The following is a 24,138-nucleotide window of genomic DNA, read 5'->3' as shown; positions in this document are numbered from 1 at the left end:
CCGGGCACGGAAGGGCGGGTCGGTCAGGCGGTGTCGATGCCCAGCAGGGGCGCGCCGGGGGAGTGCGACGGCAGCTCCTGGAAGCCGTACCGGTCGTAGAACGCGCGGGCGCGCGTGTTGCCCGGATCCATGCCGAGGTGCACGCCGGGGACCCTGCGCGCGGCGAGCGCCGCGCGCAGGGTGTCCATGAGCGCGCGACCGAGCCCGCGGCCCTGGCTCTCGGGCAGCAGGTCGATGTGCAGGTGCGCGGGGTACCGGTCGAGCTCGCCGGCGGTGATGCCGCGCACCATGCGGCCGGGATCCTTCCCGGCGTCGAGCAGGGCCGCCTCCGAGAACCCGGGCTCGCGCCCCGACGGCGGGGCGCCGGCCTCCGGGTGGCGCACGGCGAACCCGGGGCCCCAGGCCCGCTCCCACCACGCCACGAAGTCGCGGGTGTCGGCGACGCCGATGGCGTACCCGGTGAGGCGGCCCCCGTCGACGCGCAGGACGTCGTCCGCGGGGTCCGCGAGGGCGGCGTCGCGCGCCGGCTCCTCGTCGGCGCGCACGACGACGAACGCGAGCTCCGGTGCGTACTCCAGGTACGGGAGCGCGAACACCTCGGGCATGAGGCGGTCGTCGGAGTAGAGGCCACGGGCGTCGGAGCCGGCGGCGGCGGTGCGGACGCAGATCTCCGCGACGGCGGCCCGGTCGGTGTCGCGGTAGGGGCGGATCACGGGGCCATCATGCCGCAGGGGGTGCCGTCCGCCGGAGCGGACGACACCCCCTGCGGGCGCGGGCACGACGGCCGGGTGCCGTGCCTACTTCTTCTTCCGTGCGGTCGTGGTCCTGGCGGACGACGTCCTGGCCGCTGCCGTCTTCGCGGGCGCCTTCGACGCAGTCTTCGACGCCGTCTTCGGTGCGGCCTTCGCGCTCGCGCTGCGGGTCGACGCCGACCGGGCGCCGGCTGCGGCCTTCTGCGCGGCGCCCGTCTCCGTGCTGGCACCCGCGGTCGAGAGCTCGCCGCCGGCGCTCTCGAGGTGGGCTCGGACGAACCAGTGGAAGAGCTCGAGCTCGTGCAGGTGGCCGATGAGGAGGTCGTTCGTCACGTCGTCCAGGGACTCGGTGTCCTTCGCGGCCTTGCGGTGCGCGGTGATCACGCCTTCGTAGACCTCGTCGAGGGCGCCCAGGTGCTCGATCGCGGAGGCACGGCGGAGCGCGTAGTCGTCCCAGGTGCGCGCGGCGACGAGCGCGCCGGGGGTCCCCACCGGCGAGGAGCCGAGCGTCGCGATGCGCTCCGCGACGGCGTCGGTCATGGCGCGCACGGCGTCGACCTGGGGGTCGAGCATCTCGTGCACCGCGATGAAGTGCGGGCCCACGACGTTCCAGTGCACGTGCTTGAGGGTCAGGTGCAGGTCGGTCAGGGAGTTGAGCCGTTCCTGCAGGATGGTCGCCACCTTCGCTCCCTGCTGGGGCGTGAGCGAGGGCACCGTGTAGCGGGGGGTGTTGCGGTCAGCCATCGGAGGTCTCCGTCCTCGTCGGGTCGGCGCGGCCGTGGGGTCAGCGCGCCTCGCCATCGTCGCGCCGGACGACGATCCACGCGAGCGCGGCCAGGGCCGCGACCCCGAGGGCCACGAGCCAGGACACCTGGCGACCCGAGAGCGCCCAGGCGGCGCACCCGACGGCGAGGGCGACCGCGACGACGACGCCGTCCCGCGCCAGGCCGTGGCGCAGCGCCGCGAGCTCGACGCGATCCGTCGCGGCCACGTGCGACGCCCACCACCCGAGCCGCGTCACGACGTAGCCGAGCGGGGCGAGCCACAGCACCGCCGGGTCGAACGGCGCGGCGTGCGACCCGAGCAGCTCGAGGGCCGCCGTCACGAGGGCGACGTGCGCCGGGGCCGGCCCCGGGCGGACCGCGGCCCAGACGGCGACGACACCGGCGAGCACGAGGACCAGCTCGGTGATCAGGTCCGTCCGGACCCCGGCCGCCACCACGAGCGCGCCCACGGCGACGACGAACGCGGTGCGGAGCACCAGGCCGGGCAGGCTGCGCCCGACCTGGACGCGGACGACGGGCAGCGGGCGCCCCGTCTCGTACCGCGACCGCCACCAGGCACGGACCCGGGCGGGCAGGGTGCGCCTCATCGTGCTCCCACCGCCGGGCGCCGGTGCCGTTCGTCGGCACGGACGAGGGCCTCGAACCGGAGGGCGGCCTCCTGACGCGCGTCGCCGGCCCAGCGCACGACGGGCACCCCCTCGGCCGCCATGCGCCGCAGCCGGTCGTCCCGCTCGGCCCGGGTGACGCGCCAGGCGAGGCGCATGTGCTCCTCGCGCGCCCCGCGCACCTCGGGCAGCGTGTCGACGAGCACGACGGGGTGCCCGACGGCGCGCCACGCCCGCACGAGCGCGAGCGGCTCGTCGTCGAGCACCGTGCTGAACAGGTACACGACGGCGTCCGCGGGGACCTGCGGCGCACGCAGCCGACGCGCGGGGGCGCCGACCGGGCTGCTCAGCGCGAGCGCGTGCAGCACGCGGCGCAGGTGTCGGCGGCCCGCGGCGGGGACGAGCGGTCGCCGGCGGCGGCCGAGGTCGTCCACGCCGACCCGGTCGCCGGCGGCGACGAGCGACGCGGCCACGGACGCGGCGGCGTGCCGGGCGAGGTCGAGGGACGTCGGCTCGTCGACGCGCTGCGGCCCGGTGCCGCGCCAGGTCCGCAGGTCGGGGCCGACGTCGTCGCGCGAGTCCACGACGAGCACGGCCGTCGCCTCGGCCGTGGCGTAGGTGCGCCGGACGTACAGCGTCGCGAGGTCGGGGGACCGCCGGGCGGTGGTGTGCCAGTCGATGCGGCGCAGACGGTCGCCGGGTGCGAAGGCGTGCACGTCGCGCAGCTCGTCGCCGTCCCCGAGCCGCCGGGACGTGTGCGGGCCCGTGAGCCCCCGCAGGCGCCGGGGCACGGGCACGCGTCCGAGCGGCATCGCGGTGGGGAGCACGAGCCGGTCGGGCGCGGTGACGGCGACGGGGTCCTCGGTCGTCGTGCCGCCGGCGCCGTACCCGCGCGCGTCGACGTGGAAGGTGCGCTGCGGGCCGGTGCGCACGGTGCTCAGCGTGAGGGGCAGGTCGCGCGGGCCGGCCGCCACCACGACCCCGGCCGTGCGGTGCCCGGGCGCGGAGACGCGGGCGTGCAGCAGCTCCGTCCCGGGTGCCGGGTCGAGGCGCAGGGCGGCGGTGAGCTCACCGGGCGCGGCGGCGACCGAGGTCGGGTCGATCGCGACGCCGGTGCCCCGCCGCGGCGCGCCGGCGCGCCACGCCCCGGGACGGCCGGCCCACAGCGCGCCGAGGAGCGGGGCGACGCCGAGCAGGGCGACGTCGGCCCGGCCGGCGAGCAGGCCCAGGCCGAGGACGAGCACCCCGGCGCCGAGGCCGGCCGCGGCCTGCGGGCTGCGCCGCCACATCGTGCGGGGCGTGCCGCCGGTCATCCCCGCCGGCCCACCGTGGCGGGCCCGGGCACGGAGGCGAGGAGCTCCGACACGACGTCCTGGGCCCGGACCGCCGACGCCCATGCCGTCGGCGTGAGGGTGAGGCGGTGCGCGAGCACCGGGACCGCCACCCGCTTGACGTCCTCCGGCAGCACGAAGTCGCGGCCGTCGAGGACGGCGACCGCGCGGGCCAGCAGCAGGAGGTTCTGCGAGCCGCGGGGCGAGGCACCCACCTCGAGCGCCCCGTGGGTGCGCGTGGCGGCCGCGAGGTCGACGCAGTAGCCGGCGACGTCCGGGTCCACCTCGGTCGTCTCGACGCCGGCCTGCATGGCGAGGACGGCGGCGGCGTCGACGACGGGGCGCACGGGGGCCGCCTCCTGGCGCCGCGCGACGCGGCGCAGCAGCACGTCCCGCTCCTGGGCCCGGTCCGGGTAGCCCACCTCGAGCCGGACCATGAACCGGTCGAGCTGTGCCTCCGGGAGCGGGTAGGTGCCCTCGTACTCCACGGGGTTGGAGGTGGCCATGACGTGGAACGGGCGCGGCAGCGGCCGGCTGGCGCCGTCCACCGAGACCTGCCGCTCCGCCATCGCCTCGAGCAGCGCGGACTGCGTCTTCGGCGGGGTGCGGTTGATCTCGTCGGCGAGGAAGAGCCCCGTGAACACCGGGCCGGGGCGGAAGACGAACTCGCGGCTCGCCGGGTCGAACACCGACGAGCCGGTGATGTCGCTGGGCAGCAGGTCCGGGGTGCACTGGAGGCGCGCGAAGTCGAGGCCGAGGGCGGTGGCCAGCGAGCGGGCGGCGAGCGTCTTGCCGAGCCCGGGCACGTCCTCGAAGAGCACGTGGCCGCCCGCGAGCACGGTGGCCAGGGCGAGCTCGAGGGTGTCGCGCATGCCGACGACGGCCGTGCCGACCTCGTCGAGGACGCGTCGGCCCAGGGCCGCGACCTCCGTGACGGGGAGGGGGTGCTCCGGGCTGCTCGACCCGAGGTCGGCGGGCGGGTCGGCGGGCGGGTCGACGGTCATCTCGGGGGCCTTCCTGCGGGTCGGTCGGGGGGCGTGGGAGGTGCCGGTGCTGCGGCCGGTCGTGTCGTCGGCACCGGGATCGGCACGCTCGTCGGCACCGTGTCGAGCGCGTCGATCGTGTCGATCGCGTCGAGCCAGCGGTGCACCTCGACCCGGCTCACGGGGCGGCGGGAGACGAGCCCGTCGACGACGTCCGTTCCGAGGAGGTGCGCGGCCGCCTCCGGGCCGCCGGGCGCGGCGAGGTCGACGCCCCGCTCGGCGAGCCGTGCCGCCGCGAGGTCCCGGACCCGGCGCAGCACGCGGTCGCCCACGGCGCCGCTGCGGGTGAACGTGGCCCAGCCCAGCTCGCTGACGTCGTTGCGCGCGCCCTCGCGACGGTCGTGGACGACGTCCGGCCACGGGGCCTCGTCCCCGTCGTCGAGGCGCCGCCACAGCACGACCGCCGTCGTGACCACGACGACGAGCAGGGCGGCGTGCAGCGGGTCGAGCACACCGGTCAGGGTGAGTGCCGCGCAGGCCGCGAGCGCCGGGAGGGCGACGGTGAGCAGGGCGCGCAGGGGTGCGGGGCGCGGTGGTCGGGTGCGGGTCATGGGTGCGGGGCGGGGTCGAGGGCGCGGGCGATGCGGGACAGGGCGGTGCGGGCGGCGTGGACGTCGTCGGGGTGCACGGGGCGGTCGGTGAAGCGGGCGTGCTGGTAGAGGCGGCGGAGGGTGTCCACGTCGGAGGCGGGGACGGCGTGGCCGTCGTCGCGGCGCGCGGTGAGGATGCGGGCGGTGAACTCGGTCGGCGTCTGGGCGGGGTCGCGACGGGTGCCGTGCTCGGCGGCGGCGTCCTCGAGGGCGACCCAGGCGGCGACGACGGCGTCGTGCGGGGTGGCGGCGTCGTCGATGCGGGCGAGCGCGGTGGCGACGGCGTCCTGGAGCTCGGGCAGGGGGAGGTCGGTCACGGTGGCGGTGGTGGCGTGGCCGGGGGTGAGGCCGTCGCCGTCGTCGTCCTCGGGGGTGGCGAGGGCGCGGACGACGCGGCGGGCGAGGAGCCACAGGAGGGCGGCGACGAGGACGGCTCCGGCGACGGAGAGGGCGACGACGATCCAGGTGATGACGTCGTAGGATGGCGGGGGCTGGTCCCCGGGGACGATGTCGCCGGGCATCTGGGGCTGGACGGGGTCGGAGGCCTCGGGCCCGGGGAGGGCGACGTCGGGGAGGCGGAAGCGCCAGGGGGTGGCGGTGGCGGCGCCGAGCACGACGAGGAGGGCGAGGGCGGCCCCGGCGAGGGGCGCGAGGGCGCGGCGTGCTGCGTGCCGGGTCCGCGTCGGTGGGGCCATGCGCCGACGCTATCGGGTGGTGGCGTCCTCGTGGGTGCGGTGCTCGTGGCTGAGGTGCTCGGCGTGCACGCCGGCGACGGCGGCGGCGACGAACGCGGAGGGGTCGCCGTCGAGGGATCGTCCCATGGTGGACAGGCGGGAGGGGGAGCCGCGCAGGGCGTCGAGGAGGGCGGTGTCGGCGGCGACGTCGAGGACGCGGTGGTGGGCGGGGGCGTCGGCGAGGGTGGCGGCCTGGTCGTGGATCTGGCGGGTGAGCTCGGCGCCCCAGGTGGGCAGGGCCTCGAGGTCGGCGGTGGGGGCCGGGACGGGGACGTCGGCGGCCGCGAGCGCCACGCGGCCGTAGGCGGTGAGGCTGTGGTGGGAGACGCCGCGGTGGCGGTCGCGGGGGTCGGCGCCGGAGACGCGCAGGGAGGCGACGGGGCGTCCGCCGAGGGTGGCGGCGGCGTTGACGGCTTCTCCGGCGGCGACGCCGGAGAAGCCCCACCGGGTGCCGGTGCCGAGGTTGCCGGGGCCCTGGGTGAGGACGACGAGGTCGGCGCCCGCGACGTGGCGGGCGGCGAGGAGGCCGGTGTGCACGGTGACGGCCTCGAGGTCGCCGCCGAAGGCCTGTCCGACGGTGACGGTGGTGTCGAGCCATCCGGTGTCGCGGAGGGTGGCGACGGTGCGGGAGAAGGCGGCGGGCAGGGCGCCGCCGTCGGTCATCACGTAGGCGACGCGGGGGTGGGGTCGTCCGGCGAGGTCTGCGGCGTGGCGGGCGCCGGCGACGACGGCGGGCAGGGCGGAGTGCAGGTCGGCGACGACGACGGGCAGGCCGGTGAGGTCGTCGGCGTCGCGGAGTGTGTCGTGGTGGGTGGACTCCTGCTCGTCGACGCCGAGGACCATGGCCTGCAGGGGGGTGTAGCGGGCCTTGACGAGGTGGCCCGGTCCGGCGTGGGGGTCGGCGGGCAGGGCGGTGGCGTCTCCGGCGGGGCCGACGACGAGGGCGTACCCGCCGGTGCCGAGGCCGCGGGCGAGGGCGGAGACGTTGAGGAGGAGGCGGTCGCCGACGTCCGGGTCGCCGACGAGGGCGGTGTAGGCGAGGCCGCGGACCTCCCAGGGTGCGGTGGTGAGGTCGCGCGACGGCAGGGGGGTGTCGAGGCGGAGGGTGACCTCGCGGGCGCCGGTCCAGGCGGCGCCGCGGGCGGTGACGGTGCCGGTGCGCCATGTCACGTGCGAGGTCACGTGCGAGGTGACGTGCCCGGTGGGCGCGTCGTCGCGGGCGTCGCGGGGCGTGCGGGGCTGGGGTTGGTTCGGCACTGTCGTCACCCACGAGAGGCTACCGGCGACTAGGTTGGTGCCGATGCCTGCGAACCCCGTGGACCCGGCCTCCGGCCCGCCCGTCGCCGCGCCGTCCGACCCTGCGCCGTCGTCGCGGGGCACCCCGCCGGCCGAGCGCCTGCTCAACCTCGTCATCGCGCTCGTGAACACGAGCGCGTCCATGACGAAGCAGCAGGTGCGCGCGGGGGTGGCGGGGTACGGCGACGCGCCGTCGACGGAGGCGTTCGAGCGGATGTTCGAGCGGGACAAGGACACGTTGCGGGCGCTGGGCATCCCGATCGTCACGGTGGACGGGGGCGGGCACAGCGACGAGGTCGGGTACCGCATCGACAACGACGCGTACGCGCTGGGCGCGGTGGACCTGACGCCGGCGGAGCTGGGCGTGGTGGCGCTGGCGGCGCAGCTGTGGTCGGACAAGACGCTGCGCACGGACATGTCGCGCGCGATGACGAAGCTGCGGGCGGCGGGCGCGGGGGAGGTCGCGGGGGACGCGGTGGCCGGGCTGGCACCGCGGGTGCGGGCGGCGGGCGACGCGTACGTGCCGCTGCTGGAGGCGGTCTCGGAGCGGCGGGACGTGTCGTTCCGGTACCGGGCGGCGAGCACGGGGCAGGAGCTGACGCGGCACGTGGAGCCGTGGCGCATCGCGGCGCGGGGCAGCGGCTGGTACCTGGTGGGCTTCGACCGGGCGCGCGGCGCGGCGCGGGTGTTCCGGCTGTCGCGGATCGCGGGCAAGGTGCGCGTGGGGTCGCAGGCGGGCGCGTTCGACGTGCCCGACGCGGTGGACGTGGACGCCATGCTCGGCGAGCGGGTCGGGGTGCCGCAGCGGGCGCGGCTGGCGGTGGTGCCGGAGCGGGCGCAGGCGCTGCGGGCGCGCGCGGTGCCCGTGGCCGACGGCGACGACGGGAGCCACGGGAACCACGGGAACGGCGGCCAGGACGCGCGTCGTGCCGGCCGCCACGACGGGCGCGACCTGCTGGAGGTGCAGTTCCGCAGCCTGTCGGCGTTCGCGGACGAGGTGGCGGGGTACGGGCCGGCGGTGGTGGTGCTGGCGCCGCCCCAGCTGCGCGCGGACGTGCTGCGCCGCCTGGAGGCGGCCGCGGGGCTCGACGCCGGGGATGCGGGCACGGCAGGGGAGGCGACGGATGGCTGAGCGGGCCGACGACAGGCTGGTGCGGCTGCTGGGTCTGGTGGCGTTCCTCGACGGCGCGGGCCCGGTGCGGGTGGAGGAGCTCGCGGAACGGTTCGGGGTGACGCCGCGGCAGGTGCGCGAGGACGTGGACGCCCTGTGGGTGTCCGGCACCCCCGGGTACATGCCGGACGACCTCATCGACTTCGACGCGTTCTCGCTGGAGGACGGCGTCGTGACCCTGACGCAGGCGCGCGGCATGACGCGGCCGCTGCGGCTCGGCACGCGGGAGGCGGTGGCGCTCGTCGCCGCGCTGCGCGCGATGCACGCGTCGCCCGCGGTGCAGGCGGACCGGCGGCGGGCAGCCGTCGTCGCCTCCGCCCTGGACAAGCTGACCGCCGCGACCGGCGAGGCCGCGGGCGCCGTCGACGTGCAGCTCGAGGGCGAGGGCGACCCGCGGGTGGTCGCGGCCGTCACGACCGCGCTCGCCGAGGGCCGTCGCCTGCACCTGCGGTACGTGAACGCGGCCGACGTCACCTCCGAGCGCGACGTCGACCCGCTGCGCCTGCTCACCCAGGACGGCGCCATGTACCTGGTGGGGTGGTGCCTGCGGGTGGACGGGCGTCGCACGTTCCGGGTGGACCGCATCCTCGACGCCCGGGTGCTCGACGAGCCGGTCGCCGAGCGTGACGTCGCCGTGGCGGGCGACCTGGGCGCCGACGTGTGGGCGTCCGTCGCGCACCGGGGCGCCCCCGCGGCGACGTTGCGGCTCGCGTCCGCGGCGCGGTGGGTCGCGGAGGAGGTGCCCGCCGAGTCCGTGCGCGACCTGCCCGACGGCACCGTCGAGGTGCGGCTGCGGGTCACGAACCCGGCGTGGTTGCGGCGCCTGCTGCTCGCCAACGCGCCCGACGTCGTCGCCGTCGACCCGCCCGACGTGGCGCACGACGTCGCGCACTCCGCCCGGACCGCCCTCGCCGCGTACGCGGCGACGACCGCCGACGAGACCGTAGGCTGACCGGCATGTGGGGCTGGATCTGGGCGGGGCTCGTCGTCGCGACCCTCGTGGGCGCGTTCTTCCTGGGCCGTCACCTGTGGCGCGCGGGGATGCGCGCCCTGCGTGAGGCGTCCCGCGCGGGAGAGGTGCTCGGGTCCGCGACGGACCGGATCTCCGCCGCCGTCGCCGAGGCCGAGGCGCACCGCGTCGACACGTCGCCCACCCTGTTCGACGACCCCGTCGTGCTGCGCGAGCGCGTCGCCGAGCGGCGCCGGCTCAAGGCCGAGCGGGCCGCGGCCCGCCGCGAGCGCCGGGCGGCGACGTGGCGCCGGTGGGAGTCCGAGAGCTGGCTGGCCGCGCGGAACGCCGACAAGGCGGCGCACGCCGACCTGAGGTCCCGCACCCCTGCGCGGAGGCGCTAGCCTCCGCATCACCGCCGCACCCCGTCGAGTGACGTGACGTGACGTGGCGTGGAGCGTCACCGTGCACGCACACCGGGAGGGCACGATGACGTTCTTCGCACCGCAGACCTGGGACGGCACCGCGTACGTCGGTGGCTGGACCCGCCTGGCCGGGACGCGGCCCGTCGTGTCGCCGGCGACGGGGGCCACGCTCGCCACCGTGGGGGACGCGTCCCCGGCCGACCTCGACCGGGCGGTCGGGACGGCGTGCTGCCCGACGTCGATGTGGCGGCCGTGGCGTCCTGCAGGGCTACCCGTTCTGACCGGTACTGCGACCGGAACTGCGACCGGAACGTTGTTCGGAGCGATGATGGGGACGTGTCGTCACCCGAACGTCACCTTCGCCGCCGCGGGGACCCACTAGGGTTGACCCCGACACACCCCGCCCACGGGCGGACGAGAACGAGGAGCCATTCTCATGGGCATGCTCAAGCCCTGGCACATCATCGTGCTGGTGGTCGTGATCCTGCTGCTGTTCGGGGCGCGCAGGCTCCCTGACCTGGCGCGCAGCGTCGGCCAGTCGCTGAAGATCTTCAAGAAGGAGGTCAAGGACCTCACGGACGACGGCAAGCTCAACGACTCGAACGAGCCGTCCGACGACTCGACGACGACGTCGCCGTCGACCTCCGGTCCTGCCACCTCCGCCACGCAGGCGCCCCCCGCCTCCGCGGGCGGCCAGGAGCAGATCCCGGGTCTCATCGACCCGAAGCAGCCGCGGGCGTAGTCGGTGCCCGGAGACACCCGGGACCCCGAGGGGCGCATGCCCCTGCGCGAGCACCTGCTGGAGCTGCGCAAGCGGCTCTTCCTCGCCGCGTGCGGCCTCGTCGTGGGTGCGGTCGCCGGATGGGTCCTTTACGAACCGCTGCTCTCCGCGCTGCAGGCGCCCCTCGAGGTCGCCGCGCTCGAGCAGGGCAAGACGATCGCGCTCAACTTCACGGGCATGGCGTCGGCGCTCGACATGAAGATCAAGGTCTCGCTCTTCCTCGGCGTCATCGTGACGTGCCCGTGGTGGCTCTACCAGCTGTGGGCCTTCGTGACCCCCGGGCTGACGAGGCGGGAGAAGGGGTACGCCTACGGGTTCCTCGGCGCCGCGGTGCCCCTCTTCCTCGGCGGCGCCGCGCTGGCCTGGTGGGTGCTCCCGCACGCCGTGGACATCCTGGCCGGCTTCGTGCCCGACGGGGCGGTGAACTTCACCGACGCGCAGGGGTACCTCAGCTTCGTCATGCGCCTCGTGCTGGCGTTCGGCATCGCGTTCGTGTCGCCGGTGTTCCTCGTCGGCCTCAACATGGCCGGGGTGCTGCGGCACGAGACGCTCGCCAAGGGCTGGCGGTGGGCGGTGCTCGTCGCGTTCGTGTTCGCGGCCGTGATGACGCCGACGCCCGACGCGCTGACGATGATCTTCGTGGCCCTGCCGATCTGCGTGCTGTACTTCGGGGCCCTCGGGATCTGCGTGCTGCACGACCGGCGCGTCGACAAACGCAGGGTCGCCCCCACTGTCTGAGCCGGACCCGCACGGGGGGAGCACGCGCGCGCGTCGCCTGGGCGTGGTCGTGAACCCGACCGCGGGCAAGGGGCGTGCCGCGTACGCCGGGGAGGGCGTGCTGGCCGGGCTGCGCCGGGCGGGGCACGACGTCGTCGACCTGTCCGGTCCCGACGCGGACGCCGCGCTGGCGCGGGCCCGTGCCGCCGTCGACGGGACGGGCCTGCCCGTGGACGCGCTCGTCGTGGTGGGCGGCGACGGCATGGTGCACCTGGGGGCGCAGGCCGTCGCCGGCACCGGGGTCCCGCTGGGGATCGTGCCGGTCGGCACCGGCAACGACTTCGCCGCCACCCTCGGGCTGCCCGTGCGCGACCCCGCGGCGGCGGGCGCCGCGCTGTGCCGGGCGCTGGACGCCGGCCCCGCGGGCCGTCGCCCCGTCGACGCCGCGCTCGCGACGGGCCCCGGCCTCGCCGGCGGCCCGCGCTGGCTGGCGGGCGCGGTCTCGGCCGGCCTCGACGCCGCCGTGAACGCCCGCGCGAACCGGCTGCGCCACCCGCGCGGCAGCGCCCGGTACACCGTGGCCGCCGCGCTCGAGCTCGTGCGCTACCGCCCCTGGTCGTACCGGCTGACGTTCGACGGCGTCGTCGAGGGCCCCGGGCTGCGCCTGCGGCCCGGACCGGCGGGGACGGCGACGTGGACGGGCCGCGCCGCGCTGGTCACCGCGGCGAACGGGCCGCAGATCGGCGGGGGCATCCGCGTCGCCCCGTCGGCCTCCCTCGACGACGGCCTGCTGGACGTGCTGGTCGCCACCGACCTGTCGAAGGCGGGCGCGCTCGCCGTCTTCCCGAGCATGTTCACCGGCGGGCACGTGCGGCGTCGCAAGGTGCACGTCGTGCGGGCGCGAGCGGTGACGATCGAGCCCGGGCCGGAGGCCTGGGTCGCGGGCGAGCGTCCCCTGCCGGTCGCGCACGCGGACGGCGAGCGGCTCGGGGCGCTGCCGCTGCGCGTCGAGGTGCGGGCCCGCGCCCTGCAGGTGCTGGTCGAACCACGCTGAGGGGGCGCGCCACGAATCGCACCCGGGGCGCCGCACGGACCCCGGGTCGACGACGCCTAGGCTGATGACATGACCCCTCGTTCCCGTCCCGGCTCCGGCTCGCGCGCCGGCACGCCCGACGGCACCGGCACCCTCACCCCCGCGGAGCGGTACGCCGCGTCGCGGGAGCGCAGCGCGCGCGACAAGGCCGACGCCGAGGGCGAGCTGCGGCTGTTCCGCCAGGAGGTCGGGTTCGAGCTCGACCCGTTCCAGGTGGACGCGTGCGTCGCGCTCGAGGAAGGCCGCGGGGTGCTGGTCGCCGCACCCACCGGCGCCGGCAAGACGGTGGTCGGGGAGTTCGCCGTCCACCTCGCCCTCGCGCGCGGCGGCAAGGCGTTCTACACGACGCCGATCAAGGCGCTGAGCAACCAGAAGTACACCGACCTCGTCGCCCGGCACGGCGCCGCGAACGTGGGACTGCTCACCGGGGACACGTCCATCAACGCGGGCGCGCCCGTGGTCGTCATGACCACCGAGGTGCTGCGCAACATGCTCTACGCGGGGTCGTCCGCCCTCGACGGACTGGCGTACGTCGTCATGGACGAGGTGCACTACCTCGCCGACCGGTTCCGCGGCCCGGTGTGGGAGGAGGTCATCATCCACCTGCCCGACCACGTGCAGCTCGTGTCCCTGTCCGCGACGGTGTCGAACGCGGAGGAGTTCGGCGACTGGCTCGCCACCGTGCGCGGCGACACGGCCGTGGTCGTCAGCGAGCGCCGGCCCGTGCCGCTGTGGCAGCACGTGGTCGTCTCGGCGCCGGAGCCGCGCGGCGTGCCGCGCCTCATGGACCTGTACGCGGGGCACGTGGACCCGACCGATCCCGGCACGAACCCGCCGATCAACCCGGACCTGCAGGCGATGTTCCGCGTGTCGGCGCGGGCGGAGTCGGGCCACGGCCGGCACGGGCACCGGGGGCGCGGCGACCGCGGGTACCGGGGCCGGGGCGGAAACCGGCCGGGCGCCGGCGGGCCCGTGGCGCACCGTCGCACGCCGCCGCGGTTCGCCGTCGTGGACTCCCTCGACGCGGACGCGCTGCTGCCCGCCATCTACTTCATCTTCTCCCGCGCGGGCTGCGACGGGGCGGTGCAGCAGTGCCTGCGCGCGGGCCTGCGGCTGACGAACGCGGAGGAGGAGGCGCGGATCCGGCGGGTGGTGGAGGAGCGCACCGCCACGATCCCGACCGAGGACCTCGACGTGCTCGGGTACTGGTCGTGGGCCGAGTCCCTGTCGCGCGGCATCGCCGCGCACCACGCGGGCATGCTGCCGGTGTTCAAGGAGACCGTGGAGGAGCTGTTCTCCCGCGGCCTGGTGAAGGTCGTGTTCGCCACCGAGACGCTGGCGCTGGGCATCAACATGCCCGCCCGGTCGGTGGTGCTGGAGAAGCTGGTGAAGTGGGACGGCACCGCGCACCAGCCGGTGACGCCAGGGGAGTACACGCAGCTCACCGGCCGGGCGGGGCGGCGCGGGATCGACGTCGAGGGGCACGCCGTCGTCGTCGACCACACGGGCCTCGACCCGGTGGCGCTGGCGGGGCTCGCGTCCAAGCGGCTGTACCCGCTGCGGTCCAGCTTCCGGCCCACGTACAACATGGCGGTCAACCTGGTGGGCCAGGTGGGCCGTGAGCGGGCGCGCGACGTGCTGGAGACGAGCTTCGCGCAGTTCCAGGCCGACCGGGGCGTGGTCGGCCTGGCGAAGCAGGCGCAGGCGCACGCGGAGGCCATGGAGGGGTACGCCGAGGCGATGGCGTGCGACCGGGGCGACTTCGCGGAGTACATGGGGCTGCGGCGCGCCATCAAAGACCGCGAGAAGGAGCTGTCGCGCGCCGCGTCGGGGGCCCGGCGCGCCGACGCGGTCGCGTCGTTCGAGAAGCTGCGTCGGGGCGACGTGGTCGAGGTGCCGTCCGGGCGGCGGCGCGGGTACGTCGTCATCCTGGACGCGGGCCGCGACGACCGGGGCTTCGACGGGCCGCGGCCCACCGTGCTCACCCAGGAGAAGCAGGTCAAGAAGCTCACCCTCGCGGACGCGCCGGGCGGCGTGGAGGTGGTCGGCGTGGTGCGCATCCCGAAGGGGTTCAACCCGCGCCGCCCCGACCAGCGACGCGACCTGGCCTCGAGCATGCGCAACGCGCTCGGCGCGTTCTCGGGCGACGGCGGCTCCAGCCGGCACCCCGGGCGGCGCGACGGTGGGCAGGCCGGACGGCGCGACGGTGGGCAGGCCGGACGGCGCGGTGACGCGGCGTCCGACGCCGAGCTGCAGCGCCTGCGCGCGGCGCTGCGCGCCCACCCGTGCCACGGCTGCCCGGACCGCGACGACCACGCCCGCTGGGCGGAGCGGTGGGAGCGGCTGCGCGCCGAGCACGAGCAGCTGGTGCGCCGCGTCGAGGGGCGCACCGGGTCGATCGCCCGCACGTTCGACCGCACCTGCGACGTGCTGACGCGGCTGGGCTACCTGGCCCGCACCGGCGAGGACGCCTCCTCGCCGGACCACGACGGCGGGGAGCGGGGGACCCTGGCGGTCACGGACGACGGGCGGTGGCTGGGCCGCCTGTACGCGGAGGACGACCTGCTCCTCGCGGAGTGCCTGCGCCGCGGCATCTGGGACGAGCTGGACGCGCCCGGGCTGGCGGCCGCGGTGTCGACGGTCGTGTACTCGGGGCGCCGCGAGGAGGCGTCCGAGCCGTTCGTGCCGGGCGGGCCGCACGGGCGGCTCGCCCTCGCGCTGGACGCCACCACCCGGGCCTGGTCCGAGGTGACCGACCTCGAGGCGGCGCACCGCCTGGAGGCGACGGGCCCCCTGGACCTGGGCCTGGTCGCCCCGGTGCACCGGTGGGCGTCCGGGAAGAACCTCGACGCGGTGCTGCGCGGCACGGACGTGGCGGCGGGGGACTTCGTGCGCTGGTGCAAGCAGGTGCTCGACGTGCTGGACCAGCTGGCGAAGGCCGCCCCGCGTCCCGCGCTGCGGGCCACGGCGCGCAAGGCGCAGACCGCCGTGCTGCGCGGCGTCGTCGCCTACTCCAGCGTGTGACGGCAGCGGGCCGGCGGCGGCGACCCGCTGCCGGCCCGTGCGGATGTGAGGAATCCGTGCGGCCGGTGTGGGGGTGCGGTGGGCGCCCGCCCGGGGCGGTGCCATAGAGTGCAGGCCGTGACGTCCACCCTGTACCGCAACGGAGTCGTCCACTCGCCCGCCGACCCGTTCGCCGAGGCCCTGCTCGTCGACGACGGCGTCGTGACCTGGCTCGGCGCCGAGGACACCGCCGCCGGCCTCGCGGCCCGCGCGGACCGCGTGATCGACCTGGACGGCGCGCTCGTGGCCCCCGGGTTCGTCGACGCGCACGTCCACCTGCTGGAGACCGGCCTGGCGGCCGGGTCCGTCGACCTCACCGCCGCCGGCGGGGTGACGTCGCTCGCCGCGGCGCTCGACGCCCTCGCCCGGGGCGCGCGCGAGCTGGACGCCGCCGACCCGGGCGGCGAGGAGGTGCTCCTCGCGTTCGGGTGGGACGAGCAGACCTGGCCCGAGCGGCGCGCCCCCACGGCCGACGAGGTCGACGCCGCCTGCGGCGGGCGGCGCGTGTACGCGGCGCGGGTCGACGGCCACTCCGCCGTCGTGTCCGGGTCGTTCGCCCGCGCGGCGGGCCTCGACCGGACCCTCGGCTGGGAGGCGTCCGGGATGGTCACCTCCGACGCCCACCACGCCGCGGCCGCCGCCGTGCGGCAGGTCTCGCCCGCGCGCCGCACCCGCGCGTACCGGCGCGCCCTCGCGGACGCCGCCGCCCGCGGCATCGTCGGCGTGCACGAGATGAGCGAGCCCACCATGGACACCCGCGAGGGGCTCGCGGAGCTCGTGGCGCTCACCGCGGACCCGGCGGGCGAGCTGCCGCACGTCGTCGCGTACCGGGGCGAGCTGTGCGCGACGGCCGACGACGCGCGCCAGATGCTCGCCGAGTTGCCGTTCCTCACCGGCATCGCCGGTGACCTGTGCGCGGACGGGTCGATCGGCTCGCGCACCGCGGCGCTGCGCCACCCGTACAGCGACCTGCTCGCCGCGCCGGGCGCCGCCGAGCCCACGGGCCGCCTCTTCCTCACGGGCGAGGACATCGCCGCGCACCTGGCCGCCTGCTCGACCGCGGGCACGCAGGGCGGGTTCCACGTCATCGGCGACCGTGCCATGGACGAGGTGGTGCGCGGGCTGGAGCTCGCCGCCACCGAGCACGGCGCGAGCCTGCTGCGCTCCGGCCACCACCGCCTCGAGCACGCCCTGTTCGTGGACGCGTCCGCCCTCGCCGCGCTGCTGCTGTACGGGGTGGCGCTGTCCGTGCAGCCCGCGTTCGACGCCGCCTGGGGCGGCAGCCTCGGCATGTACGCGACGCGGCTCGGGCCGGGGCGCGCGTCGACCCTGTCCCCGTTCGCGGACCTCGCCGGGGCGGGCGTGCCGCTCGCGTTCGGCTCCGACACCCCCGTCACCCCGCTCGACCCGTGGCAGGCGGTGCGCGCCACCCTCACCCACGAGGACACCATGCAGCGCATCTCCGCGCGGGCCGCGTTCCGCGCCCACACCCGCGGCGGGTGGCGGCTCGCCGGGCTGGACCACACCGGCGCGGGCGAGCTGCGCGTCGGCGCGCCCGCGCACCTGGCGGTCTGGCGTGCGGACACCCTGTCCGTCCAGGCGCCCGGCGACCGCCTGTCGGCGTGGAACCCGGAGGCGCGCGCCGGTCAGCCGCTCCTGCCCGACCTGTCCGAGGGTGAGCCCGACCCCGTGTGCCTGCAGACCGTGCGCGACGGCGTCGTCCTGCACGACACCTTCGACTGACCCGGACCGGGAGATGCCTTCGAGCACGCGATCCGTCGCGACAACCGGCCGGTTCCCGAAACCGATCGCGTGCTCGAAGGGTGCCGGGCGGCCTGACGACGGCCCGCGGTCACGTACCCTGCGGGGGTGTCGCACGTGAGCCCCAGCCCGGTCGAAGAGCCCTCCGACGGGGGAGCCGCCCCCGGCGTCGAGGACGGCCGTGACGAGAGCCGTGACGAGGGCGCCGTGCCGCGCGCGACGACGCCGGCCGACCGGTGGGCGAGCCGCCCCGCGACCCTGCTGCTCGCGGTGGCGTCCGGAGCCGCGCTGTGGGCGTCGTTCCCGGACGTCGGGGCGTGGCCGCTCGCGTTCGTCGGCGTCGCGCTGCTGTTCGCCGCGCTGCGCCGTGAGGGCCGCCGGGCGGCCGGCTGGAACTTCCTCGTCGGCCTCGTCACCGGACTGACGTTCTGGCTCCCGCACATCTGGTGGGCGAACTTCGCCACGGACACGGTGCCCTGGGTGGCGCTGTCCGTGCTGGAGACCCTGTTCCTCGCCGCGTTCGGGGCGCTGTGGACGTGGGCGCGCCGGTGGCGCTGGGTGCGCCGGCACGCCGTCGCGCAGGCCGCCGTGTTCGCGGTCGTCTTCGTCGCGGTGGAGCAGTGGCGCTCCGAGATCCCGTTCGGCGGCTTCCCGTGGGGCCGCCTCGCGTGGGCGATGGCCGGCGCGCCGACCGGGCGCGCCGCCTGGCTGGGCGGCACCACCCTCGTGTCCCTGCTCGTCGCGGTGGCGGGCGTGCTGCTCGCGCTCGCGGTCGGGCGCCTGCTGCGCACGCCGTGGCGGGACGCCCGACGGCGGGCACGGTCGGCCGCGAGCGCCGGCGCGTTCGTCGTCGCCGCGGCCGCCCTCGTCGTCGTGCCGCTGCTGCTGCCGCTGGCGCACGACCCGGGCACGCGCGAGGTGACGGACGCCGACGACCCGGGCCGCGCGGGCACGGTCGTCGACGCGGGCACGGGCACGGCCGAGGCGGGCGTGCTGCGCGCCGGGGCGGTGCAGGGCAACGTGTCCGAGCCGGGGGAGGGGTCGTTCGCGAACCGCGCGGAGGTGCTGAACAACCACCTGGACGGCACGTACGCGATCGCGGACGAGCAGGCGGCGGGCGCGTTCGGCGACGAGCCGGGCGACGCCGTCGACGTGGTGCTGTGGCCGGAGAACGGCTCGGACCTGGACCCGCAGACGACGCCGGAGGTGGGCGCGGCGATCGACGACGCGGCGACGGCGGTGGGCGCGCCGATCCTCGTGGGCGCGCAGGAGTGGCCGGACACCGGCGGGCGGTACAACGTGGCGCTGCTGTGGGAGCCGGGCGAGGGGGTCACCCAGCGGTACGCGAAGCAGCACCCGGCGCCGTTCGGGGAGTACATCCCGATCCGCGGGTTCGTGCGCCTGTTCAGCTCGCAGGTGGACCGCGTGACGACGGACATGATCCCCGGCACGGAGCCTGCGGTGGTCGACCTTCCGGTCGACGGCGCGGCGATCGGGCACGGCACGGGGGAGGCGACGGTGCCGATGGCGACCGTGATCTGCTTCGAGGTGGCGTACGACGAGATCGTGCGGGACGCGGTGCAGCGGGGCGCGCAGGTGCTGGTGGTGCCGACGAACAACGCGTCGTTCGGGTACACGGCGGAGTCCACGCAGCAGCTCGCGATGACGCGGCTGCAGGCGATCACGACGGGCCGGGCGGCGGTGCAGGTCTCCACGGTGGGGGTGAGCGGCGTCGTCGCGCCGGACGGGACGCTCGTGGCGCGCACGCAGCTGTTCACGCCCGACCACTGGGTGGCGGACCTGCCGCTGCGCACGGAGCTGACGCCGGCGGTGCGGGCGGGCTACTGGCCCGGCTGGGCCGTGGGTGCGGCGGCGGTCGTCCTCGTCGTCGGGGGGATCGTGTCCGCGGCCCGGGCGCGGCGCGGCTGACGGCGGGGGACGACGAGGGAACGACGAGGGAACGACGAAGGGCGGGCACCCGGTGGGGTGCCCGCCCTTCGTGATCGTCCGCGTCAGGCGCTGCGGCGCAGCTTGCCGGCGCGCAGCAGCTCGAGGCGCTCGTCGAGGAGCTCCTCCAGCTCGGCGACGGTGCGGCGCTCGAGCAGCATGTCCCAGTGGGTGCGCTGCGGCTTGCCGGGCTTCACCTCGGGGCGCTCGGCGTCGCGCAGGAGCGCCTCCTCGCCGCACCGGCACTCCCACACCGGCGGCACCTCGGCCTCGGTGGAGAAGGGGAGGATGATGGTGTGACCGTTGGGGCAGTCGTAGTGGGCCTGGAACCGCGGGGCGAAGTCCACGCCCTCGTCGGACTCCATGCTCTTGCTGCCGATGCTCATGCCGCGCAGGGACCGGTCGGGCATGTCGTCCTCCTGGAGGTCGGTGGGAAGGGGCCTGAGGTTCCAACGCGGCCCTGCCGGGGGATGTTCCGGCGGGCCGTGAAGGTCCCGTGAAGCACGGTCCACACCCGGTGCCGCGGACCGGGAGAACGGTCGGACAGGATGGCGGTGGACGTGACGGTTGCACCCAGGCTGGCCAGTCGGCGCGCCGTGCGCAACTCGAGACCGCCCTGCGGGCACCCTTTGTGCGCGACGTCACGCGCCCCCCGGGGTCGGGGCCGGGAACAACCGGGCCAGGGCCGCGGTTCACCGGCATGTACATGCAAATGCATGGACCTGGACCTCGGTCCAGGCTCCACCGCAGAGTCCACGAGCAGGGAGCGCAGCCGTGCAGTTCGGAATCTTCTCCGTCAGCGACGTCACCACCGACCCCACGACGGGCCACACCCCGGACGACACCGAGCGGGTGCGCGACATGCTCACCATCGCGCGGCACGCCGACGAGGCGGGCCTGGACGTCTTCGCCACCGGCGAGCACCACAACCCGCCGTTCGTGGCGTCGTCGCCCACGACGATGCTCGGCTACCTGGCCGGCGTCACGAAGCACATCACCCTGTCGACGGCGACCACGCTGATCACGACGAACGACCCGGTGCGTCTCGCCGAGGAGTACGCGATGCTCCAGGTCATCTCCGACGGGCGCATGGACCTCATGATGGGCCGCGGCAACACCGGCCCCGTGTACCCGTGGTTCGGGCAGGACATCCGCCAGGGCATCCCGCTCGCGATCGAGAACTACGCGCTGCTGCGCCGCCTGTGGACCGAGGACGTCGTGGACTGGGAGGGCAAGTTCCGCACCCCGCTGCAGGGCTTCACCTCCACCCCGCGGCCGCTGGACGGCGTGCCGCCGTTCGTGTGGCACGGCTCGATCCGCAGCCCCGAGATCGCCGAGCAGGCCGCGTTCTACGGCGACGGGTTCCTGCACAACAACATCTTCTGGCCGATGCACCACACCCGGCAGATGGTGCGCTTCTACCGGCAGCGGTTCGAGCACTACGGGCACGGGCGTGCCGACCAGGCGATCGTCGGGCTCGGCGGGCAGGTGTTCATGCGCAAGCGGTCGCAGGACGCGTGGAACGAGTTCCGGCCCTACTTCGACGAGGCCCCCGTGTACGGGCACGGCCCGTCGATGGAGGACTTCACGCGCGAGACGCCGCTGACGGTCGGCTCGCCGCAGCAGGTCATCGACCGGTACGCGTCGTTCGTCGACGAGGTGGGCTACTACCAGCGCCAGCTGTTCCTCGTGGACCACGCGGGCCTGCCGCTGAAGACCGTGCTCGAGCAGATCGACCTGCTCGGCGAGGAGGTCGTGCCCGAGCTGCGCAAGATCGTCGAGGCCAAGCGCCCCGCCGACGACGTCCCGCTGAACCCGCCGACGCACGCCGAGCGCGTGGCCGCCGCCCGCGCGGCGGGCGAGGCCGGCGCCACCCACGTCGGCGACACCTCGGACCCGTACACCGGTACCGTTGCCGAGGGCACCCAGCCCGCCGGATCGCAGGAGGCACGCGCATGACCACCCCGTTCACCCCCGCCGGGTCGCTGCCCGGCGCGGCCGGCGAGCGCACGCTCGCCGTCGTCTCGGCGGGCCTGTCCCAGCCGTCGTCGACGCGCCTGCTGGCCGACCGGCTCGCGGACGCCACCGTGCGGGAGCTGGAGGACGCCGGTCACACGGTCCGGGTGGAGACGATCGAGCTGCGCGACCTCGCGCACGCCGTCGTCGACGCGATGCTCACCCGGTTCCCGACCGGCGACCTGGCCCGGGCGCTGGAGACCGTGACCGGCGCGGACGGGCTCATCGCCGTCTCGCCCGTGTTCACCACGAGCTACTCGGGGCTGTTCAAGTCCTTCTGGGACGTCGTCGACCCCGACTCGGTGACCGGCATGCCGGTCCTGCTCGGCGCCACGGGCGGCACCGCCCGCCACTCCCTGGCGTTGGAGTACACGATGCGGCCGCTGTTCACCTACCTGCGCGCGGACGTCGTGCCGACCAGCGTGTTCGCCGCCACCGACGACTGGGCCGCGAGCGCCGACGACCCCGGCGCCGGCCTGCCGAAGCGCATCTCCCGCGCCGGGCGCGACCTGGCGCAGCGGGTCGCCCGGCGGGAGAACGAGGGTCCGGTCGACCCGTTCGCCGCGACGCCCAGCTTCACGGAGCTGCTCGGCGGCAGCTGACCCGACCGGCGCGCACGGGCCTGGCCCGGGTGCGGACGCCCGTCCGACGACGGTGCCCGACGCCCTAGGCTGGGCCCATGCGCGTTCTCGTCTCCGGCGGCGCCGGGTACATCGGCTCCCACACCGTCCTGTCCCTCGTGGCCTCCGGGCACGACGTCGTCGTGGTGGACGACTTCTCCAACAGCAAGCCCACGGTGATGGGCCGCCTGGAGTCGCTGTCCGGGGCGCACGTGCCGGTGCACGCGATCGACCTCACGGACGCGGAGAAGACCGAGCTCCTGTTCGCGCACGAGAAGTTCGACGCCGTCGTGCACTTCGCCGGCTTCAAGGCGGTGGGCGAGTCCGTGGCCAAGCCGCTGGAGTACTACCGCAACAACCTCGACTCCACGCTGTCGCTGCTGGAGGCGATGCGCCGCCACGACGTCCCGCGTCTGGTGTTCTCCTCCTCGGCGACCGTGTACGGGGAGAAGGCGCCCGTGCCCTACCGCGAGGACTACGAGTACCTGTCGTCGTCGTCCCCGTACGGGCAGACGAAGGTGATGATCGAGCGCATCATGGCCGACGCCGCGGTCGCCGTCGGCGGGCTCAAGGTCGCGCTGCTGCGGTACTTCAACCCGGTGGGCGCGCACCCGTCGGGGCAGATCGGGGAGGACCCGCAGGGCATCCCGAACAACCTCATGCCGTTCCTCGCGCAGGTCGCCGTCGGCAAGCGCGACAAGCTCGTCGTGTTCGGCGACGACTACCCGACGGCCGACGGCACGTGCGAGCGCGACTACCTGCACGTCGAGGATCTCGCCGCGGGGCACGTGGCCGCGCTGGACCACCTGGACGCGATGGCCGAGCCCGTGCGTGCCTTCAACCTCGGCACCGGTACCGGCACGTCCGTGCTGCAGATGCTGCACGCGTTCGAGCGGGCCGTGGGCCGCGAGCTGCCCTACGAGGTCGGGCCGCGCCGTGCGGGCGACCTCGCCGCCTTCTGGGCCGACCCGACGCGGGCGCAGACCGAGCTCGGGTGGCGCGCGGTCAAGACGATCGACGACATGTGCGCCGACACCTGGCGCTGGCAGTCCGAGAACCCCCGCGGCTTCCCCGACGCCTGACCCGGCCCAGCTCGCCCGTCGGCACCACCCCGGCGCACTCTTGCGGGTCCCCCGGGGGCGGGCGAGGATGACCCCATGCCCGACGACGCGAGCGCGCGGACCGACCTGCGGTGGGACCCGGGTGCCCGCTACCGGCCCTCGGTGCTCGCGGGCCTGCCGTCGCTGAAGCCCGCGCCCGCCGCGCCGGCGCCGAGCACCCCGTCGGCGCACCGGCTCGCGGGGCGGCTGCGCCGCGGCCCGGTGACTCGCACGGCGGTGTTCGACCGCGACCTGTGGCGGCCCGTGCAGCACGTGACCACGGGCCTGGTGCGCGTGGTCGGGCGCGCCCTGGGCCGCTGAGCGCGGCGGCGTGTCCCGACGTGTCACGACGTGAGCTGGTCGTGCTCGGCACGGCGAGCATGGTGCCCACCCGCACGCGCAACCACAACGGGTACGTCCTGTTCTTCGACGAGGCGGCGGTGCTGTTCGACCCGGGCGAGGGCACGCAGCGGCAGATGACGTTCGCGGGCGTGTCCGCCACCGACCTCACCCGCATCGCGATCACCCACCTGCACGGCGACCACTCCCTCGGCCTGGCCGGCGTCACGCAGCGCCTGTCGGGGGACCAGGTGCGCCACACCGTGCCGATCTCCTTCCCCGCCTCCGGCGAGCCGTGGGTGCGCCACCTGCTCGACGCGAGCGCCTACGACCACCACGAACGGGTCGCCCTGCAGCCCGTGGCCTTCCCCGCCACCTCCGGCGCCCGCCGGGGCGAGGACCAGGTCGTGACCCTGCCCCGCGTGGACGGCGAACGCGGCGCCGGTCCCGACGCCCCGACGCTCACCGCCCGCCCGCTGGACCACCGCGTCGACACCGTCGGCTACCGCCTGGACGAGCCGGACGGCGTCTCCCTGGACCCGGCGGCGCTCGCGGCCGCGGGCGTCCCGCCGGGCCCGGCGGTGGGGCGGCTGCTGCGCGACGGCGTCCTGGTCCTGGACGACGGCCGCACCGTGCGCCGCCAGGCGGTGTCCGCGCCGCGGCGCGGGCAGTCGGTCGCGTTCGTCATGGACACCCGGCTGTGCGACGCGGTGGGGGAGCTCGCCGACGGCGTGGACCTGCTGGTCGTCGAGTCGACGTTCCTGCATCGCGACGCCGACCTGGCAGCCCGCTGGGCGCACCTCACCTGCCGGCAGGCCGCGATCGTCGCCGCCCGCGCCGGCGTGCGCCACCTCGTGCTCACGCACTTCTCCCAGCGCTACCGGGTGCCCGACGAGCTGCCCGCCGCGTTCGAGCGCGAGGCTCGCGAGGTGTTCGACGGCGGCCTCACCGTCGCGGCCGACCTCGACCGCGTCCCGCTCCCGCCGCGCCACCGCCCCTGACCTCGCCCTGACCCCGGCC

General features: G+C 76.1%; 22 protein-coding genes and 1 pseudogene. 14 read left to right on the top strand and 9 right to left on the bottom strand.

Translation table 11 applies throughout. The features are described from left to right. Positions 1–23 precede the first annotated feature (23 nt). From ACFQ8E_RS17960 to ACFQ8E_RS17925, 8 genes and pseudogenes are all read right to left on the bottom strand, one after another. The gene (locus tag ACFQ8E_RS17960; protein WP_430551931.1) at positions 24–713 is read right to left on the bottom strand and encodes a GNAT family N-acetyltransferase; all 690 of its coding nucleotides are present in this window, start codon (positions 711–713) and stop codon (positions 24–26) included. A 210-nt stretch (positions 714–923) separates the two neighbouring features. After that, positions 924–1,496, bottom strand: a pseudogene (locus tag ACFQ8E_RS17955) (Dps family protein); the annotation flags it as partial. A gap of 40 nt (positions 1,497–1,536) precedes the next feature. Next, positions 1,537–2,124 carry a hypothetical protein gene (locus ACFQ8E_RS17950; protein ID WP_430551930.1) on the bottom strand — a complete coding sequence of 196 codons (588 nt, stop codon included), beginning with the start codon at positions 2,122–2,124 and terminating at the stop codon, positions 1,537–1,539. Next, positions 2,121–3,455, bottom strand: coding sequence for a DUF58 domain-containing protein (locus ACFQ8E_RS17945; RefSeq protein WP_430551929.1), 1,335 nt, complete (start codon positions 3,453–3,455; stop codon positions 2,121–2,123). Before ACFQ8E_RS17945 ends, ACFQ8E_RS17950 begins: the two co-directional genes overlap by 4 nt. Further along, positions 3,452–4,477: an AAA family ATPase gene (locus ACFQ8E_RS17940; protein WP_430551928.1), complete on the bottom strand. Its 1,026-nt coding sequence runs from the start codon at positions 4,475–4,477 to the stop codon at positions 3,452–3,454. The genes ACFQ8E_RS17945 and ACFQ8E_RS17940 overlap by 4 nt, the downstream gene beginning before the upstream one ends. Continuing rightward, the gene (locus ACFQ8E_RS17935; RefSeq protein WP_430551927.1) at positions 4,474–5,067 is read right to left on the bottom strand and encodes a hypothetical protein; all 594 of its coding nucleotides are present in this window, start codon (positions 5,065–5,067) and stop codon (positions 4,474–4,476) included. Before ACFQ8E_RS17935 ends, ACFQ8E_RS17940 begins: the two co-directional genes overlap by 4 nt. Beyond that, complete coding sequence (locus ACFQ8E_RS17930; RefSeq protein ID WP_430551926.1) at positions 5,064–5,801, bottom strand: DUF4129 domain-containing protein; 738 nt, start codon at positions 5,799–5,801, stop codon at positions 5,064–5,066. The genes ACFQ8E_RS17935 and ACFQ8E_RS17930 overlap by 4 nt, the downstream gene beginning before the upstream one ends. Before the next feature lie 9 nt (positions 5,802–5,810). Continuing rightward, positions 5,811–7,010, bottom strand: coding sequence for a DUF3866 family protein (locus ACFQ8E_RS17925; RefSeq protein ID WP_430552017.1), 1,200 nt, complete (start codon positions 7,008–7,010; stop codon positions 5,811–5,813). Positions 7,011–7,140: 130 nt separating this feature from the next. Between ACFQ8E_RS17925 and ACFQ8E_RS17920 the strand changes: the two genes are divergently transcribed. From ACFQ8E_RS17920 to lnt, 9 genes are all read left to right on the top strand, one after another. After that, positions 7,141–8,268 carry a helix-turn-helix transcriptional regulator gene (locus ACFQ8E_RS17920; protein WP_430551925.1) on the top strand — a complete coding sequence of 376 codons (1,128 nt, stop codon included), beginning with the start codon at positions 7,141–7,143 and terminating at the stop codon, positions 8,266–8,268. Continuing rightward, positions 8,261–9,259 (top strand): helix-turn-helix transcriptional regulator, encoded by a 999-nt coding sequence (locus tag ACFQ8E_RS17915; RefSeq protein WP_430551924.1) that lies wholly within the window; start codon positions 8,261–8,263, stop codon positions 9,257–9,259. The genes ACFQ8E_RS17920 and ACFQ8E_RS17915 overlap by 8 nt, the downstream gene beginning before the upstream one ends. Positions 9,260–9,264: 5 nt before the next feature. Continuing rightward, a complete protein-coding gene (locus tag ACFQ8E_RS17910; RefSeq protein WP_430551923.1) occupies positions 9,265–9,660 on the top strand; it encodes a hypothetical protein in 396 nt (131 codons plus the stop codon). A 457-nt stretch (positions 9,661–10,117) separates the two neighbouring features. Next, positions 10,118–10,423, top strand: coding sequence for a Sec-independent protein translocase subunit TatA (gene tatA, locus ACFQ8E_RS17905; RefSeq protein WP_430551922.1), 306 nt, complete (start codon positions 10,118–10,120; stop codon positions 10,421–10,423). A gap of 36 nt (positions 10,424–10,459) precedes the next feature. Next, entirely contained in the window at positions 10,460–11,200 is a 741-nt protein-coding gene (tatC, locus tag ACFQ8E_RS17900) for a twin-arginine translocase subunit TatC (protein WP_430552016.1), read from the top strand. Between the two features lie 49 nt (positions 11,201–11,249). Then, on the top strand, positions 11,250–12,233 hold the full coding sequence (locus ACFQ8E_RS17895) for a diacylglycerol/lipid kinase family protein (RefSeq protein ID WP_430551921.1): 984 nt from the start codon (positions 11,250–11,252) through the stop codon (positions 12,231–12,233). A 69-nt stretch (positions 12,234–12,302) separates the two neighbouring features. Beyond that, complete coding sequence (locus ACFQ8E_RS17890) at positions 12,303–15,296, top strand: DEAD/DEAH box helicase (protein ID WP_430551920.1); 2,994 nt, start codon at positions 12,303–12,305, stop codon at positions 15,294–15,296. 117 nt (positions 15,297–15,413) lie between these two features. After that, complete coding sequence (locus tag ACFQ8E_RS17885; RefSeq protein WP_430551919.1) at positions 15,414–17,078, top strand: amidohydrolase; 1,665 nt, start codon at positions 15,414–15,416, stop codon at positions 17,076–17,078. Between the two features lie 126 nt (positions 17,079–17,204). After that, positions 17,205–19,025: an apolipoprotein N-acyltransferase gene (gene lnt, locus ACFQ8E_RS17880; RefSeq protein WP_430551918.1), complete on the top strand. Its 1,821-nt coding sequence runs from the start codon at positions 17,205–17,207 to the stop codon at positions 19,023–19,025. 83 nt (positions 19,026–19,108) lie between these two features. On the opposite strand, the gene ACFQ8E_RS17875 is transcribed toward lnt, so the two are convergent. Then, a complete protein-coding gene (locus ACFQ8E_RS17875) occupies positions 19,109–19,453 on the bottom strand; it encodes an RNA polymerase-binding protein RbpA (RefSeq protein WP_079575180.1) in 345 nt (114 codons plus the stop codon). Positions 19,454–19,817: 364 nt separating this feature from the next. Here ACFQ8E_RS17875 and ACFQ8E_RS17870 point away from each other — a divergent pair, with 364 nt between their 5' ends. The 5 genes from ACFQ8E_RS17870 (at position 19,818) to ACFQ8E_RS17850 (ending at position 24,119) form a co-directional block, all read left to right on the top strand. Then, positions 19,818–21,002: an LLM class flavin-dependent oxidoreductase gene (locus ACFQ8E_RS17870; protein ID WP_430551917.1), complete on the top strand. Its 1,185-nt coding sequence runs from the start codon at positions 19,818–19,820 to the stop codon at positions 21,000–21,002. Further along, positions 20,999–21,661, top strand: a complete 663-nt coding sequence (locus ACFQ8E_RS17865) for an FMN reductase (RefSeq protein WP_430551916.1) — start codon at positions 20,999–21,001, stop codon at positions 21,659–21,661. Before ACFQ8E_RS17870 ends, ACFQ8E_RS17865 begins: the two co-directional genes overlap by 4 nt. Positions 21,662–21,738: 77 nt before the next feature. Next, on the top strand, positions 21,739–22,761 hold the full coding sequence (gene galE / locus ACFQ8E_RS17860; RefSeq protein WP_430551915.1) for a UDP-glucose 4-epimerase GalE: 1,023 nt from the start codon (positions 21,739–21,741) through the stop codon (positions 22,759–22,761). A gap of 75 nt (positions 22,762–22,836) precedes the next feature. Next, complete coding sequence (locus ACFQ8E_RS17855; protein ID WP_430551914.1) at positions 22,837–23,100, top strand: hypothetical protein; 264 nt, start codon at positions 22,837–22,839, stop codon at positions 23,098–23,100. Positions 23,101–23,120: 20 nt separating this feature from the next. Further along, a complete protein-coding gene (locus ACFQ8E_RS17850) occupies positions 23,121–24,119 on the top strand; it encodes a ribonuclease Z (RefSeq protein WP_430551913.1) in 999 nt (332 codons plus the stop codon). Positions 24,120–24,138: the final 19 nt, after the last annotated feature.

The sequence above is a fragment of the Isoptericola sp. NPDC056573 genome (assembly GCF_042793335.1).
GTDB lineage: Bacteria > Actinomycetota > Actinomycetes > Actinomycetales > Cellulomonadaceae > Isoptericola.
This window is presented reverse-complemented; position numbering and strand designations above follow the sequence as displayed.

What these genes read in the sequence shown, in the direction of transcription:
- galE (WP_430551915.1), top strand. Translation starts at nt 21,739, where the DNA reads ATGCGCGTTCTCGTCTCCGGCGGCGCCGGGTACATCGGCTCCCACACC.
- ACFQ8E_RS17950 (WP_430551930.1), bottom strand. Translation starts at nt 2,124, where the DNA reads ATGAGGCGCACCCTGCCCGCCCGGGTCCGTGCCTGGTGGCGGTCGCGG.
- ACFQ8E_RS17910 (WP_430551923.1), top strand. Translation starts at nt 9,265, where the DNA reads ATGTGGGGCTGGATCTGGGCGGGGCTCGTCGTCGCGACCCTCGTGGGC.
- ACFQ8E_RS17940 (WP_430551928.1), bottom strand. Translation starts at nt 4,477, where the DNA reads ATGACCGTCGACCCGCCCGCCGACCCGCCCGCCGACCTCGGGTCGAGC.
- ACFQ8E_RS17930 (WP_430551926.1), bottom strand. Translation starts at nt 5,801, where the DNA reads ATGGCCCCACCGACGCGGACCCGGCACGCAGCACGCCGCGCCCTCGCG.
- ACFQ8E_RS17945 (WP_430551929.1), bottom strand. Translation starts at nt 3,455, where the DNA reads ATGACCGGCGGCACGCCCCGCACGATGTGGCGGCGCAGCCCGCAGGCC.
- ACFQ8E_RS17855 (WP_430551914.1), top strand. Translation starts at nt 22,837, where the DNA reads ATGCCCGACGACGCGAGCGCGCGGACCGACCTGCGGTGGGACCCGGGT.
- tatA (WP_430551922.1), top strand. Translation starts at nt 10,118, where the DNA reads ATGGGCATGCTCAAGCCCTGGCACATCATCGTGCTGGTGGTCGTGATC.
- ACFQ8E_RS17865 (WP_430551916.1), top strand. Translation starts at nt 20,999, where the DNA reads ATGACCACCCCGTTCACCCCCGCCGGGTCGCTGCCCGGCGCGGCCGGC.
- ACFQ8E_RS17935 (WP_430551927.1), bottom strand. Translation starts at nt 5,067, where the DNA reads ATGACCCGCACCCGACCACCGCGCCCCGCACCCCTGCGCGCCCTGCTC.
- ACFQ8E_RS17920 (WP_430551925.1), top strand. Translation starts at nt 7,141, where the DNA reads ATGCCTGCGAACCCCGTGGACCCGGCCTCCGGCCCGCCCGTCGCCGCG.
- ACFQ8E_RS17875 (WP_079575180.1), bottom strand. Translation starts at nt 19,453, where the DNA reads ATGCCCGACCGGTCCCTGCGCGGCATGAGCATCGGCAGCAAGAGCATG.
- tatC (WP_430552016.1), top strand. Translation starts at nt 10,460, where the DNA reads ATGCCCCTGCGCGAGCACCTGCTGGAGCTGCGCAAGCGGCTCTTCCTC.
- ACFQ8E_RS17915 (WP_430551924.1), top strand. Translation starts at nt 8,261, where the DNA reads ATGGCTGAGCGGGCCGACGACAGGCTGGTGCGGCTGCTGGGTCTGGTG.
- ACFQ8E_RS17890 (WP_430551920.1), top strand. Translation starts at nt 12,303, where the DNA reads ATGACCCCTCGTTCCCGTCCCGGCTCCGGCTCGCGCGCCGGCACGCCC.